The following is a 14,026-nucleotide window of genomic DNA, read 5'->3' on the forward strand; positions in this document are numbered from 1 at the left end:
GCACGCTACTCGCTCCCCCTGCGCCGCGCGTGCCCCGCTCGCCAGACCGGCGGCTCCCTACGGCCGCTCCCCCACCACCCCCAGATAAGCCGCGCGCAGCGCGTCAAGGAGCGGATGGTCCGTCGCGAACTCGACCTCGTCGATGCGGGACAGCGCCCGTACGCCGGCCGAGGCGTTCGTGGCGAAGGCGGCGTCCATGGTCTTCGCCTGCGTGAGCGTCAGCGGGGTCCGGGTGTGCGTGCCGTGGGCGCGGAGCAGTGCCATCGTCACCCCGGGCAGGACGTCCGCCTGTGGCCAGAGCACCTCGCCGTCCCGGACGAAGCCGACGTTCCAGGTGCCGCCCTCGGTGACCCGGCGCTCGGCGTCGACGAACAGGGCGTCGTCGTACCCAGCGGCCTGGGCCTCGCGGCGGGCGCGGAGGGTGCCGAAGAGGCCGACGTGTTTGACCGCGGGCAGGTCACGGTCGTGGCGTACGGCGGTGACGCTCAGCGGCGGGGCCGTGAGGGAGCCCGCCGGGCGGCGGGTGAGCAGCAGCCGGGGCCGGGCGGGCGCGGCCGGGCGGCCGAGGTCGAGGCCGGGGTCGAAGACGGTCACGCGCAGCACGCACGGCCCGTCCTGCCCGGCCAGTTCCCGCCGCAGCAGCTCCCGCACCCGCTCGGGGTCGAGCTCCGCTCCCCACACGGTCCGGCAGTCCCGTACGAGACGCTCCAGGTGCAGGGCGAGGCCGCGCACCCGGCCCTCGGCGTCGCACCGCATGGACGTGAAGTGGCCGTAGTTGAGCAGGGCGAGGCCGAGCAGCTCGTCGGGCTGCACCGGCTCTCCGTCGAGTGTCGCCATGCGGCCCAGGATCTCAGGACCGCGTTTCGTCCCCGCGGCGAGGGGCCGTCCGGGGCGCGGCCCGAGGTCCCGTCCGCGGTCTCGGCGGGCGGGCCAGCCACGGGGCGAGGTAGTCGCGGAGCCAGGCGGTGTCGGGGCGGCGCAGCTCGGTTCGGGAACCGTCGGCCGTCGTACGCACCAACTCGCCGTCGGAGACCGTGTGGTGCAGGCCGAGTGCCCTGGCCGCCTCGGCGGCGATCTGGCGGTGGCCGAGGTCCGAGAGCCGCAGCCCGCCCTCGTCCCAGGCGCGGCTCTCGCGCAGCGCGCGCAGCGACCACAGGTCGGCGACCGGACAGCCGTGCCGGTCCGCGATGGCCCTCAGATGCGCCGTGTACGTGGCGGCCTTGGCGCGCGCGTGGCGCGGGACCGGCAGCGGGCGCGGGTCGATGCCGGTGAACAGCAGGACGGTACGGGCGGGTGCGCACAGCTCGGCGACCGCGGTCTCCAGGCGTTCGGCGAGCGCGTCGGGGTCGGCGTCGGGGCGCAGCAGGTCGAGGCCGCCCGCGCGCAGGGCGACCAGGTCGGGGGCGAACTCCCGTACGGCGGTGAGCTGTTCGGCGACGATGTGGTCCAGGGACCGTCCGGGGGCCGCCTTGCGGTAGCGCAGCACGCCGTCGGGCCGCTCCTCGGCGAGCAGCACGGCGAGCCGGTCCGCCCAGTCGGGGAACGGGGCGTCACGGCCCGGGCCTTCACGGTGCGCGGCGAGGCAGTCGCCGAGCGCCGCGTACGACTCGACGGGGTGCCCGACCGCCCTTCTCGATGCTGTGGTCACGTCGGCACTTCTCAACTCCGGATCCGGTCGGCGGTGCTCGCCGCCAAGGCGGCCGGGGTACCGGTGTCGCGCCAGGCGCCATGGGCGGCCGGCTTCCTGCACCCTTGCCCTGGTGCGGTGATGGTGGGCCACGGGCCCGCAAGGGTCAAAGTTCCTGGTGGGAGTGTGTCACGTAGGCCGTGTCATGGCCCCTCCCATGGGCCCTCCCATGGCCGTCTCACGGCCCTCTCACTGGCGCATGGTGGCCCGGCCACACCCCCGCGTCCCCGTTCCCCCCTGCGGGCGCCGCCCACGGGCCGTACGGCAGGCCTCCTGGTGGTCCGGGCACCGGAGCGCGGCTCAAGTGGGTGAGCGGCACACCTCGTTCAGGCACCCGCTCCGACCCGACGGTTGAGGTGCAGCTGAGGGGCTGCCCAACCGATGGGGGAACGTTGTGAACACGATTGTTCTGAGGAGAAGGAACGCTGCCGTACCAGGCCCGATACGCCATCGGGCTCCCCTGACGTCCGACGCCGCCGGCTACGACGGCGTCGTCACCGAGCTCAGCGCCGCCCTGTTCGCGGAGTTCCGCAGGAAGGACCAGCGGATGAAGGCCGAGCAGTATCTGCGCGGCCTCCTGTTCGCCGAGGGCCGCAAGTCCATCCGGAACATCGCGGCGCACGTCGGCGGTGCCGCCGCCGAGCAGGCCCTGCACCACTTCATCTCCAGCTCGACCTGGGACTGGCAGCCCATGCGGGCCGCGCTCGCCGGATATCTGGAGCGGTCCTGCACGCCGCGGGCCTGGGTGGTGCGCTCCCTGCACATCCCGAAGGCCGGAGAGCACTCGGTGGGCGTGGACCGGCTGTTCGCCCCGCAGCTGGGCCAGATGTTCCGCGGGCAGCAGGCGTTCGGGGTCTGGTTCGCCTCGGAGGAGCTGAGCGCGCCGGTCAACTGGCGTCTCATGCTGCCCGATCAGTGGGTCAACGACCACGAGCGACGGGACCGGGCGGAGGTTCCGGAGGGCCTCGGGTGCGAGAGCCAGGAGGAGTGCGCCGCCTCCGTGGCGATCGAGGCCGCGCAGAACTGGGGCGTGACGCGCCGTCCCGTCCTGCTCGACCTGCGCGGCAGCTCCGTACGCCCGACGCTCGCGCGGCTCGCCGCGGCGCGGGTGCCGGTGCTGGGCCGGATCGGCGCGTCGTGCCGGCTCACGGTCGCCGACCGTGCCATGCCGGGCTTCGGCGCGGGCCCGCTGCCCGCCCAGCAGATCCTGGAGTCGACGAAGGGCCTGCGCCGCCCGGTGCACTGGCTCGACCCCGCCGCCGGGCGCACCTCCCGCACGTCCCTCGCCTCGGTCGTACGGGTGTCCCTGCTGAACCCGCAGACGGGCCGGCAGCGCCCGATGCTGCTGCTCGGCGAGTGGCACGACCCGCAACGCCCCCCGGTCCAGGTCTGGTTGACCGACCTGACGAACGCGCCGGTCGCGCCGCTGCTGCGGCTGACGAAGCTGACCCGCCGCGTGGAGCAGGACTTCGCCGAGGTCGGCGAGGAGGTCGGCCTTCGCGACTTCGTGGGGCGGTCCTTCCGCGGCTGGCACCGGCACATCACGCTGGCCTCCGCGGCACACGCCGCGAGGGTGCTCTCGGCCGGGGACGACGGCCTCGGCCTCGATCTCGGCCTGGAGAACGCGGCGTAGAGCGGCGCCGACGGACGAACGCCGGAGGGGGCTGGTTCTCACCAGCCCCCTCCGGCGTTCCGGGTGGCCGGAACTCACTCCGGCAGTTCGATCGACTGCGGGTGGCGGAAGAAGTCCGTGGGGTCGTACGCCTTCTTGACCCGCTGCAGCCGCGGGTAGTTGTCCTTGTAGTAGAGCTCCTGGCTGGAGAGGCCCGAGGTGTTGAACGACGGGTCGCTCAGGTCGTTGTCCGGGTAGTTGATGTAGCAGCCGTCGGTGACGCCGTTGGGTACGGGCACGCCTCCGGTGTCGGCGTACAGCTCCCGGTAGAACGCCCGCAGCCACTCGACGTTGCGCCGGTCGTCCTCCTCGTTGTGCCAGTACGACTCGAAGTAGACCAGCCACAGCGCGTCGCGGTGGGTGGCGGCGGTGGCGTCGTCGGGCAGCGCGCTGATCATGCCCCGCACGGAGTTGATCACCATGAAGCTGTACGGGTTGGGGTTCTCGGTCTTCGTCAGGTAGTGGTAGATCGTCTCGATCTGGTGCGCCGGGAAGGCTTCCTTCATGTACGTCGACTTGTGCGAGGTGCGCAGGCTGGGGCTGGTGATGGTCTCACCGGCGGTCATGGTCTGCGCGGTGGCCTTGAGGAACGGCTTCTCGCTGATGCTGTTCATCCGCGGCTGCACGCCGAGCGCGTCGATCGCGAACGCGATGAAGTCCTCGACGAGTTGACGCGCGTTCGGCACGGTGGAGTCCATCTGCGCGACGACGTTGAACGTGCCCTTCTCCGCGTGCTGCAGGAAGATCCAGTGCCCGAGGTCGAGGTACGGCGAGTCGAGCCCGCCGTGCGCCTTGGACCAGTCCGCGTACGCCGACATGAAGTTCGCGAAGGCCTCCTCGGAGATCTCGTCCCAGGACCAGGCCGCGAAGGTGGAGAAGACGGTGGCCGGGGCCTTCGGCAGCAGGTCGCCGGGGGCGCCCTCGGCGTCGCGGCTGCGCATCCAGAAGCGGGTGACGACACCGAAGTTGCCGCCTCCGCCGCCGGCGACGGCCCAGGCGAGGTCGTGGTCCGGGTCCTCGGGGTCGCGGGTGGCGACGACGACCCGCACCTCGCCGCGCTCGTCCACGGTGACGACCTCGACCGCGTAGAGGTGGTCGCTGAGGACACCGTGCCTGCGGGAGAGGATCCCGTAGCCGCCGCCGGAGAAGTGGCCGCCGGCGCCCGTGGCGTAGCAGCCGCCGCCGGGCAGGGTGACGCCCCAGCCCATGTGCAGCTGCTCGTAGATCTTGAGGAGGGTGGCGCCCGGCTCCACGAGGAACGCGCCGCGGTCCGCGTCGAAGCCGACCTTGTCCATCATCCGCATGTCGACGATGATCTCGCTCTCGTCGTTGAAGACGAGGTTCTCGAAGCAGTGCCCGCCGCTGCGCAGGGCGATGCGCTTCCCGTCGCGGACCGCCTCCCTGACGATCTGTACGACGTGCTCCGTGGTGGACGGCAGGCGGATGGCCTCGGGCGAGGCCACGTGCCGGTTGTTGCCGTGCCCCCTGATCATGTCCGGATAGCGGGCGTCCTCGGGGGTCACGGTGGGGATGGCGTCGGCCCCTTCCGAGGACGAGTGCCGGGTGGCCGAGGGAGCCGTCTGGGGGGTGGCTTCGGCGGTGTTCACGTTTCACGCTCCCGTTTCGTGAGCTGCTCTCGCTGCGTGAGCCGCTCCCGTTCGTGAGCCGCTCCCGCTCTCTCTGCGCCTCCAGGTTCACGGCTGCACACGGCTCGTCACGAGGTCCCGCCGGGATATTTGTCAGGTACACAGATCCGGCCACGGCGGAGCGCCGCAGATCAGCCACCCTGCGAGGGCGCGGCGGCGGGCTCAGACGGTGTCGTCCGCCGGTCGCCCTCCGCCGCCGCCGTCCCGGTCGCGCAGCACTCTCCTGGCCCGCTGCAGCCGCAGCGCCAGCTGCACTTCCAGGGCCTGGCCCGGCTTCTGCCAGTCGCTGCCGAGGAGTTCGGTGATCCGCTCCAGGCGGCGCGAGACGGTGTTGGGGTGGACGTGCAGCGCCTCGGCGGCGTTGGTGGGGCTGCTGCCCGAGGCGAAGTAGGCCTCCAGGGTGCGGGTGAGGTCGGTGAGCCGCTCCGCGTCGTACTCCAGGACCGGGCCGAGGGCCGCGCCGATGAAGCCGTCGACGTCGTAGTCGTCGGAGAGCAGCAGGCCGAGGAAGCCCAGGTCGTTCGCGGCGGCCGCGCAGCCCGCGCCGCCGAGGGCGGTGAGGGCGTCCAGGCAGCGCATCGCCTCGCGGTACATCCGCGCGACCTCGGCGGGCGAGAAGTCCGGCCCGGCCGCGCCGACGGAGACCGGGTGGCCGAGCAGCGGCGCCAGTTCGTCGGCGACGGCACGGGCAGCCGCGGAGGCGTCGGTGCCGGGCAGCAGCAGCACGATGCAGCCGCTCCGCACGGTCTTGAGCCCGGACATGCGGTACGCGTACGACGACGCCCACACCACGGCCCTGCCCTGCTCCCCGCCCTCGGGCCGGGCGGCGACGAGGACGTGCGGCTGCTCCAGGTCGATGTCGAGGCGGCGGGCCCGCTGGGCGATCTGGTGCGGGGACTGCGTGGAGGCCGAGGCGTCCAGGAGCTCGTCGAGGAGTTCGTCGCGTACGGGCCCTTCGGCGACGGCGGCGCTGCGCTGCATCAGCAGGTGCACGGCGAAGGCCTGCGCGGTGGTCTGCAGCAGCCAACTGTCCTGCCCCACCAGGCGGGTGACCGGCCGCAGGACGAGGACGCCGAGGTCCTCCGTACCGGCGACGACGGGGGTGACCCAGGTGCGCTCGTCGGCGAGGACGGGCGCGCGCTGGGCGTGCGCGGCGAGCACGCCCTTGGCGATCGCGTCCTCGTCGAGGTCGGGTATCTCCCCGCCCGCGGCCACGACACCGCCCGCCGGGTCGCGCATCTGCAGCGTGCCGTCGAGGGCGTCGCCCGCGGCCTTGGCGACGGAGGTCAGGTCGGCGCCGGCGACGAGCAGGCCCATGATGCGGCTGTAGGACTCCCCGAGCTGTTCGAGCCGGATCAGGCTGGTGCGCGTACGGAAGCCGTCGAGTTCGAGTTCGGCGACCTGGTCCTGGGCCTGTTGCAGCAGTCCGGCCTTCTCTATGGCGACGGCCGCGAGGTCGGCGAGGGAGCAGATGAGGCCGATCTCGTCGGGCGTGTAGTGGCGCACCTTGCGGTCGGCGCCGTAGAGCACGCCCACGTTGGTGTCGCCGTGCCGCAGCGGTACGGCCATGATGGCGCGCAGCCCCTCGGCCTCGACGACCTCGTCGATGCCGGCGGAGTGCGGGATCGTGTCGTCGTTCAGGTAGTCCGCGGTCCACAGCGGCGCGCCGGTGGTCAGGGCCCGGTGGCCGAGGCCGCTGCCGCCCTCGACGCGGAGTCCCGTGTTGAGCGCGGTGGTCGAGCCCTCCGAGGTGTGGATGACCATCGCGTCGTCGCTGTCGCTGTCGCTGTCGCGGAGCGAGACGTACGCCATGTCGAAGTGGAGCAGCAGCCGCACTCGGCGGGTGATGACGCTGAGCAGCGTGTCCAGGTCGTACGGGAGGGTGAGATCGCGGGCGGTGTCGACGAGCGCGGCGAAACCGGCCTCGCGCTGCCGGCCGCGTTCGAACGAGGCGTGCACCTCGCGGGCGAGCTGCACCGCGCGTTCGGCGCGCGCGAGCGCCGCGGGCGGGGAGCCGGACCGCCGCGCGCGCTGGAGCAGCGCGTCGATGCGGCCCACCGCCGCTTCCTCCGCGAGCAGTTCGAGAACGGAGAACACCACGTCGTCCGTGCCGTCCCCGCCGCCGCCCCCGTCGTCATCGCCACCGATATAGCCGGACATGTCGCATCCCCCACCCTCTGGACCGGGCACCGCCCGGCGCGGCTGAAAATAGTTCTCGAACATTCAGGACGTCAACGTTGACCAGGACCGTTGCCGGGCAGCGGTGTTGTGAGCACCACCGCGACGGCTCCGCGGTGTCCTGAGACCACCTTCCTGGCGGGTGCCGCCCTGACCGAGGCTCATGCCGCGGGGCGCGGAGCAGATCAGCTCCGCCCCGGAAGGGGGCAGTTGTGAGCTTGCAGATCCGAAGCTATGTACGGTCGTTGGAGCGTAGCCGCGAGGCGGCGGCCGACGGTGAACGGCCGGGGGTGTTCACCATGCGGGGGCGTGACTGGACGCTGCTGCCCGAGGTGTTCGCGCCGCCGTACTCGGCGTCGACGGACGCGGCCATGGAGCTGCTCGGCTTCGTGGAGGGCCCGCAGGTCCCGCGGCAGGGCTCGTTCCTGGAGATCGGCTGCGGCACCGGCATCATCGCGGTGAGCGCCGCCCTGGCGGGCTGCGACCGGGTGCTCGCCACCGACATCAACGAGCACGCCGTAGAGAACGCGGCGCTGAACGCGCAGCGGCACGGCGTCGCCGACCGGGTCTCCTCCCGGCACAGCGACCTGTTCGACGCGCTCGACCCGGACCAGCGCTTCGACACCGTCTACTGGCACTCCAACTTCGTGCTCGCTCCGGCCGGCTACGCCTACGAGTCGCTCCACGAGTGCGCGTACGTCGACCCGGGCTACGCCGCCCACCGCCGCTATCTCGTCGAGGCCCCGCTGCGGACCACGCCGGGCGGCTCGGCCCTGCTGCACTTCAGCGACCGCGGTGACCTCGCCGGGCTGCACGCCATCGCCGACGAGTCGGGGCGCGAGCTCGACGTGCTGAGCAGCATCCGCATCCGGGAGGGCCGGGAGCTGGTCGAGCACATGCTGATCAAGGTGTCCGCGGCGCCCGTGTCCGCCGCGCCCGTGTCCGCCGCTCCCGTTTCTGCCGCGTCCGTTTCTGCCGCTCCCGTTTCTGCCGCGCCCGCGGGCCTCGGTGCCGTCCTGCCCGGGGCGCGCACCCGCGCCGCGGCCGCGGCCGCACCCCGTACGACCGGCTGAGCGCGCCACCGCCGCACGTACGCACATCACCGCACCGCACCGCACCGCACCGCACAGCACTGCCCATGCCGTCTCACGAGGGAATACGGGAATCAACCGTGCGCATCCTGCTTGTCGACAACTACGACTCGTTCACCCATAACCTCGTCCACCACCTGGCCGAGATCACCGGCGAGGAGCCGGTCGTCGTGCACAACGACGATCCGGACTGGCACGTCGGGCGCCTCGCCGAGGTCGACGCCGTCGTCCTGTCGCCCGGTCCGGGGACGCCGGAGCGCCCCGCCGACTTCGGGATCTGCCGAGACCTTGTGGAGCGCTGCGAGCTCCCGCTGCTCGGCATCTGCCTGGGCCACCAGGGCATCGCACTCGCCCACGGTGCGACGGTCGCACGGGCGCCCGAGCCCCGGCACGGCCGCCTGTCGCAGGTCTCGCACGACGGGGACGGCCTGTTCGCGGGCATCCCCTCCCCGTTCGAGGTGGTGCGCTACCACTCGCTCGCCGTGACGGACCTGCCGGACTGCCTCCAGGCCACCGCGTGGAGCCCGGACGGCGTCCTGATGGGCCTTCGGCACCGCGGCCGGCCGATGTGGGGCGTGCAGTTCCACCCGGAGTCGATCCTCACCCGGCACGGCCGTACGCTGCTCACCAACTTCGTGGAGTCGGCCCGCCGTTGGCACGCGGAGCGCCCGGCGCACGCCCCCGAGCTGGAACTCCCGCAGCCCGCCCGTACGGTGCCGGAGCCGCCCCGCGAGACCCCGGCTCCCCCGCGTCAACTCCGCGTCCTGGTCGAGGAGTTGAGGAGCCACTGGAGCGACGAGGCGGTGTACGAGGAGCTGTTCGGCGCGAGCACGACCGCGTTCTGGCTGGACAGCAGCACGGGCGCGCCCTCACGCGGCGCGCTCGGCCGCTTCTCCTTCATGGGCGACGCGTCGGGCCCGCTGGCCCGCGTGGTGGAGGCCGACATATGGACGAACACGACAGCGGTGCACTCGGCCGCGGGCACCGAGGTGGTCTCCGGTGACTTCCTGACCTGGCTGGAGCGCGACCTGGCGGCACTCCGTACGACGGTGCCGCCGCTGCCCTTCGACTTCGCGCTCGGCTGGGTCGGCTACCTCGGCTACGAGCTGAAGGCGGAGTGCGGCGGCAACGCGGTGCACCGCGCCGAGGAGCCGGACGCGGCGATGGTCTTCGCGGACCGGGGTGTGGTGCTCGACCACGCGACCGGCAGGACGTACCTCCTCGCGCTCGCCGAGGACGGTCGTACGGACGCCGCGGACCGCTGGCTGCACGACACCGCCCGCGTCCTCGACGGCCTGGCCGGCCGCCCCCGCGCCGGCGCACCGGTCCCGATGACCGGAGCCGAGGTGACGCTGCGCCACGACCGGGACGCGTATCTCGGCCTGATCGACGCCGCGTTGGAGGAGATCGCCGCCGGCGAGAGCTACGAGGTGTGCCTGACCAACATGGCCGAGGCGCGCGGCGCCTTCGACCCGTGGGAGAGCTACCGCCTGCTGCGCCGCGTCAGCCCGGCCCCGTTCGGCGCGCTGCTGCGCTTCGGCGACCTCTCGGTCCTGTCCACCTCCCCCGAGCGGTTCGTACGCGTGGGCGCCGACGGCCAGGTGGAGTCCAAGCCGATCAAGGGCACCCGCCCGCGCGGGGCCACGCCGGAGGAGGACGCGGAGCTGGTCGCGGAGCTGATGACGGACGAGAAGGACCGCGCGGAGAACCTGATGGTCGTGGACCTGGTCCGCAACGACCTGGGCCGCTGCGCCGAACTCGGCTCGGTGGAGGCGAAGGAGCTCTTCCACGTCGAGACGTACGAGACGGTCCACCAGCTGGTCAGCACCGTACGGGCCCGGCTGCGCGCGGACAGCTCGCCGGTGGAGTGCGTCCGCGCGGCGTTCCCGCCCGGCTCGATGACGGGCGCGCCGAAGGTCCGCACGATGGAGATCATCGACGGCCTGGAGGCGGGCCCGCGCGGCGTCTACTCGGGCGCGATCGGCTACTTCTCCCTCTCCGGCGCGGCCGACCTCTCGGTGGTCATCCGCACGGCGGTCCTCACCCCCGGCCGGCTGCGGTACGGGGTGGGCGGCGCCGTGATCGCCCTGTCCTCCCCGGAGGCGGAGTTCGAGGAGACGGCGGTCAAGTCCCGCCCCCTGCTCGCCCTCACGGGCAGCACGTTCCCGCGCTCCGGAAAGCCCCCGGTACGCCTGGTCGGCCCCTGGGACCAGGACCGGACAACACCGGCGGCGGCGTAACGCGGCATAACAACGAAGAAGCGGCGGTCCGTGCCCTCGACGGGGGGAGAGGGGGCACGGCCGCCGCTGTCTGGGGGGCTGCACGAGCTTCGTACGGTTCATACAGGCTTCGTACGGGGTTCGTGTGGGGGAGGCAGCCGGGTACGGGGGCATCGACGTCGGCTGTCTCCCCCCACACCTGCATGGTCCTCCGCCTGGGCGTGGGGGCCAAGGGCGGGGGCGGTGATGTGTCAGGTACGGAACGTGTCGTCACCGCTGACTACGCGTCGCGTCCCGCACCAGCTCGGGAATGCCCCGCTTACGCAGGTGCAGCCCGCATTTGGGGCACCACACCGTGTCGGGCACCACGGTGACGGTCCGGCACCGGCCGCACGCGATGTGCATGCCCTGCCCGACGGTCAGGTCCTGCTCGGACAGGGCGAACCGAGCATCGCAGCCCTGGCAGTCGATGTCGTGGTAGAGCGCCGGTCGCGGAGGGTTCGGGCGCGTGACGTACTTTCCGCAGCCGACGCACGGCGCGTCGGCCGGGTCCCCGGGTCCGACATCGGCGTATCGCGCACGCAAGCGGACGTCGACGTCCGGGTAGAGCTGCTCGCAGCCCTGGCAGACCATGCCGGGTTCGACGACGATCGTCACCGCCTCGCAAGCCTCACAGGCCCTCGACTGCGGCCCGTCGTGCAGCGCCCGGTACGCGATGGCGGTGGCGACGATGGCGGAGTCGGCTCCGCAGCCGGGACAGGTCAGGACGGGATCAACGTCGGCCGGCCGCCTGGAGCACGCACGGCAGCCCGAGGAATCCGCCTGACGCCTGCGTGATGATCGCCCGAACCTCATGCAGTCTCCCCAGCGGTCGATGGAGCAGACGTCGCAGGGTTCAGGCTGGCAGAGCCGGTCGGGTCAGTCCATGGTCTTCTCGACCGCTTCAAAGATGTCGGCGTCGGTCTCCTGCTGCCACTTGGGCAGATCGGACCAGTCGGCGACGTACCCGGGCTTCGGGTCGTCGAAGGCGCGGTACATCTGCGCGGTCCAACTCGTCGCGACGAACCGGCTCTTCTGCTCGCGCGACAGCCGCGAGGCGTGGCCGCCACTCAGCTCCAGGAACTGCCGCACCTGCTCGAACACCGCGCCCGCGGCCTGCCGCTCCCAGTCGGGGGTGTCTTCCCACGGTGTGACGTACCCCGGCTTGGGCTCACCGGGAAAGTGCGCCCGCACCCCCGCGATCCACGATTCGCGAAACAACCGCGCACCCTCGGTCTGCGACATGTCTGGTCCTGCCTTTCGCCGTCCGTCATCGTCACCTCCGCCAAGGTCACGGACCGTTCCGTCACGCGAGCAGTCGTTCAGGAATGACGAGTCATGCCTGCCCGGTCAGTGACTGCTCCAGCCATCGAGAGAGACCTCGGGTCCACCGTCGAGATAACGGCTAAGCGCACTGTCAGTGGTGTCCACGAATTCCTCAGGAATGGCATCGGCATCGACCCACCGCACCTGGGCGTGCTTCCGCGGCTCCCGGTTCTCGGGCTCCCCCGCCCACTCGTGCGCGGCGAAGACCACGGTGAGGAAGCCGCCTGGGGCCTTGACTCCCCAGGCGCCATGGATGATGTGGGCGACCTTCAGCGCCTCCGGCTTCACGGTCAGGCCGGTCTCCTCGTACAACTCACGGACCGCGGTCTCGGTGATGGGCTCGCCAGGCTCACTCTTGCCGACGGGGAGGTCCCACATGCCCTGGGCGAACTTGACGTTCTGGCTGCGCTGCAGGAGGACGACCCGGTTGGTGGCCAGGTCGTGGACGATGACAGCGGCGACCAACAGGGTCATGGATTCGAGGGCGGGCTTGAGGGCTTTGGGCTGCTGGTCGTCGGTTGTCGGCTGAGCCACGAGGTTCCTTCGTCGGCCGGGTTGTTGGGCAGGCTCTCCAGCCGCTGGCCTATGTTGCTCGCCGGTCAGCGAGGGCACTTCACGGCGAGTCTTGACGTCCGCTGGTAGCGCAGTGGCGGCAAGGGTAGGGGCTCGCAGGGAGCCGCGCGGGGCGTGGGACAAAGACCACTCCTGAGCAGGGTCACGGTACCCGCCGTGCGCCGTCCAGGGGCCCTCGGGAGTGTCGCGGTACGGCTCGGGGATGTCAGCGGGCATAGCGACCGTCCCGAGTGCACTCGAAGTGCCGATAGACAACAGCGGGCGGGCCGGAAGCCCTGTCCACCCAGTCGCGCTCTGCTAACTCACCGGGACCTAGCGCCCGATCACACCTACCGCACTTCGTCCCCGCCGGGGCGTGCACCATTTCACCCGTCATGGCTTCAGGGTCGGCGGGAGTGCACGGCCGCCCTAGGGGCAACAGTAGGGGCAAGTGCCTTCACAACTCCCCTGAGTTGTCGTCTGAGGCATCATGGAGAACATGACGCTCGGGGCGCTGATTCGGAATCTACGTAAGGCACGAAGTTGGTCTCAGGGGCGGTTGGCAGCGGAGCTGAACACTGCCTTCGGGACGAACCTGGATCGGGAGTACGTGAGCCGCTGGGAACGTTGCAAGGTGAGGCCGGGGGCGTTCTACCTCCGGTGCTTGTCCGCAGTGCTCGACGTGCCCCTAGCAGTGCTTGAGGACGATGTGAAGCGACGTACGTTCCTGACCGATGCAGCGGGTGCCGCCATAGCGCCCGTCGTGGCATCCGATCTGCTGTCCACTGGATTCTCTGCCCGGCTTCACGGCGGGCCCTCCCCGGACGCGTGGGAGGCCAAGCTGGCCGCGTACGGAACTGATTACATGTCGATGGGTGCGGCTGATATCCAGCGCCGGGTATCCGGTGAGCTGGTGGTTATCCAGCAACAGCTGGACAAGCCTCAACTCTGGTCCGCTGCAAGTCGCTTGATGACGCTCTACGCAAAGACATTCCCAGGATCGGACGGATCAAAGGCTGTCCACTGGTACCGCATGGCAGCGGAGGCAGCAGACGAATCCCAGAATGACGCAGCGAGGGTATGGGTTCGCGGTCGTGCGGCCATCGCTCTTGGCTACGAAGGGGCGTCTCTCGGCGTCGCTGACGTACTTGGAGACCAAGCCCTGGCGATCGGCGCAGACAAGCCCTCTCTGGGACTTCTGAATGCCATCTACGGCAAGGCTCATGCTGCTGCTCTCCGGGGTAACTACGACACCGCGAGAAAGCTGGACACTCGAGGGCGTCGCATCTTCGACCGTTCCGGATCGCACGAACAGACCTCCGACTACGCGGTGCCCTATTGGCGCTTGAATGTGTTCCGCTCGCTGCTCCTCGCGCGCCTCGGCGACGAGAAAGGGGCGGTAGAGGCTCAAGACGCAGCACGAAGGGAACTCCCCGCTGAGCTCCCAAGGTTCGCAACTCACCTTGAGCTTCACCGTGGGCTCATGCTGGCTCGCTCAGGTGACCGTTCCCGAGGCGTCGCCTACGCCCAGCGCGCCATGGACGCACTGCCACCCGAGAAGCATTCGCTGACGCTGCGGCTACTCATGTCGGAAATTGGCCCCTGACAGTCCTGGA

Annotated in this window: 11 protein-coding genes; 4 read left to right on the forward strand and 7 right to left on the reverse strand. The window is 71.2% G+C overall.

What is annotated here, in order from left to right; genetic code table 11:
• Positions 1 to 57: 57 nt before the first annotated feature.
• The gene (locus QIT00_RS31150) at positions 58 to 837 is read right to left on the reverse strand and encodes an aminotransferase class IV family protein (RefSeq protein WP_282538800.1); all 780 of its coding nucleotides are present in this window, start codon (positions 835 to 837) and stop codon (positions 58 to 60) included.
• 13 nt (positions 838 to 850) lie between these two features.
• Positions 851 to 1,648, reverse strand: coding sequence for an SGNH/GDSL hydrolase family protein (locus tag QIT00_RS31155; protein WP_282538801.1), 798 nt, complete (start codon positions 1,646 to 1,648; stop codon positions 851 to 853).
• Positions 1,649 to 2,081: 433 nt separating this feature from the next.
• On the opposite strand from QIT00_RS31155, the gene QIT00_RS31160 reads away from it, so the two are divergent.
• Positions 2,082 to 3,320, forward strand: a complete 1,239-nt coding sequence (locus QIT00_RS31160; RefSeq protein ID WP_282538802.1) for an IS701 family transposase — start codon at positions 2,082 to 2,084, stop codon at positions 3,318 to 3,320.
• 74 nt (positions 3,321 to 3,394) lie between these two features.
• On the opposite strand, the gene QIT00_RS31165 is transcribed toward QIT00_RS31160, so the two are convergent.
• Positions 3,395 to 4,966 carry an FAD-dependent oxidoreductase gene (locus QIT00_RS31165; RefSeq protein WP_282538803.1) on the reverse strand — a complete coding sequence of 524 codons (1,572 nt, stop codon included), beginning with the start codon at positions 4,964 to 4,966 and terminating at the stop codon, positions 3,395 to 3,397.
• Positions 4,967 to 5,167: 201 nt separating this feature from the next.
• Positions 5,168 to 7,165 carry a helix-turn-helix domain-containing protein gene (locus QIT00_RS31170; RefSeq protein ID WP_282538804.1) on the reverse strand — a complete coding sequence of 666 codons (1,998 nt, stop codon included), beginning with the start codon at positions 7,163 to 7,165 and terminating at the stop codon, positions 5,168 to 5,170.
• 263 nt (positions 7,166 to 7,428) lie between these two features.
• Here QIT00_RS31170 and QIT00_RS31175 point away from each other — a divergent pair, with 263 nt between their 5' ends.
• Together QIT00_RS31175 and pabB are read left to right on the forward strand one after the other, a co-directional pair.
• Complete coding sequence (locus QIT00_RS31175) at positions 7,429 to 8,256, forward strand: methyltransferase domain-containing protein (RefSeq protein WP_282538805.1); 828 nt, start codon at positions 7,429 to 7,431, stop codon at positions 8,254 to 8,256.
• A 98-nt stretch (positions 8,257 to 8,354) separates the two neighbouring features.
• Complete coding sequence (gene pabB, locus QIT00_RS31180; RefSeq protein ID WP_282538806.1) at positions 8,355 to 10,514, forward strand: aminodeoxychorismate synthase component I; 2,160 nt, start codon at positions 8,355 to 8,357, stop codon at positions 10,512 to 10,514.
• Between the two features lie 249 nt (positions 10,515 to 10,763).
• On the opposite strand, the gene QIT00_RS31185 is transcribed toward pabB, so the two are convergent.
• The 3 genes from QIT00_RS31185 to QIT00_RS31195 form a co-directional block, all read right to left on the reverse strand.
• Positions 10,764 to 11,150, reverse strand: a complete 387-nt coding sequence (locus QIT00_RS31185) for a hypothetical protein (RefSeq protein WP_282538807.1) — start codon at positions 11,148 to 11,150, stop codon at positions 10,764 to 10,766.
• Positions 11,151 to 11,411: 261 nt separating this feature from the next.
• A complete protein-coding gene (locus QIT00_RS31190) occupies positions 11,412 to 11,777 on the reverse strand; it encodes a hypothetical protein (protein WP_282538808.1) in 366 nt (121 codons plus the stop codon).
• 105 nt (positions 11,778 to 11,882) lie between these two features.
• Complete coding sequence (locus QIT00_RS31195; RefSeq protein WP_282538809.1) at positions 11,883 to 12,392, reverse strand: NUDIX domain-containing protein; 510 nt, start codon at positions 12,390 to 12,392, stop codon at positions 11,883 to 11,885.
• A 517-nt stretch (positions 12,393 to 12,909) separates the two neighbouring features.
• Between QIT00_RS31195 and QIT00_RS31200 the strand changes: the two genes are divergently transcribed.
• Positions 12,910 to 14,016: a helix-turn-helix domain-containing protein gene (locus QIT00_RS31200; RefSeq protein ID WP_282538849.1), complete on the forward strand. Its 1,107-nt coding sequence runs from the start codon at positions 12,910 to 12,912 to the stop codon at positions 14,014 to 14,016.
• The last annotated feature ends 10 nt before the right edge of the window (positions 14,017 to 14,026 follow it).

This window comes from Streptomyces luteolus (assembly GCF_029968015.1).
Classification (GTDB): Bacteria; Actinomycetota; Actinomycetes; order Streptomycetales; family Streptomycetaceae; genus Streptomyces; species Streptomyces luteolus.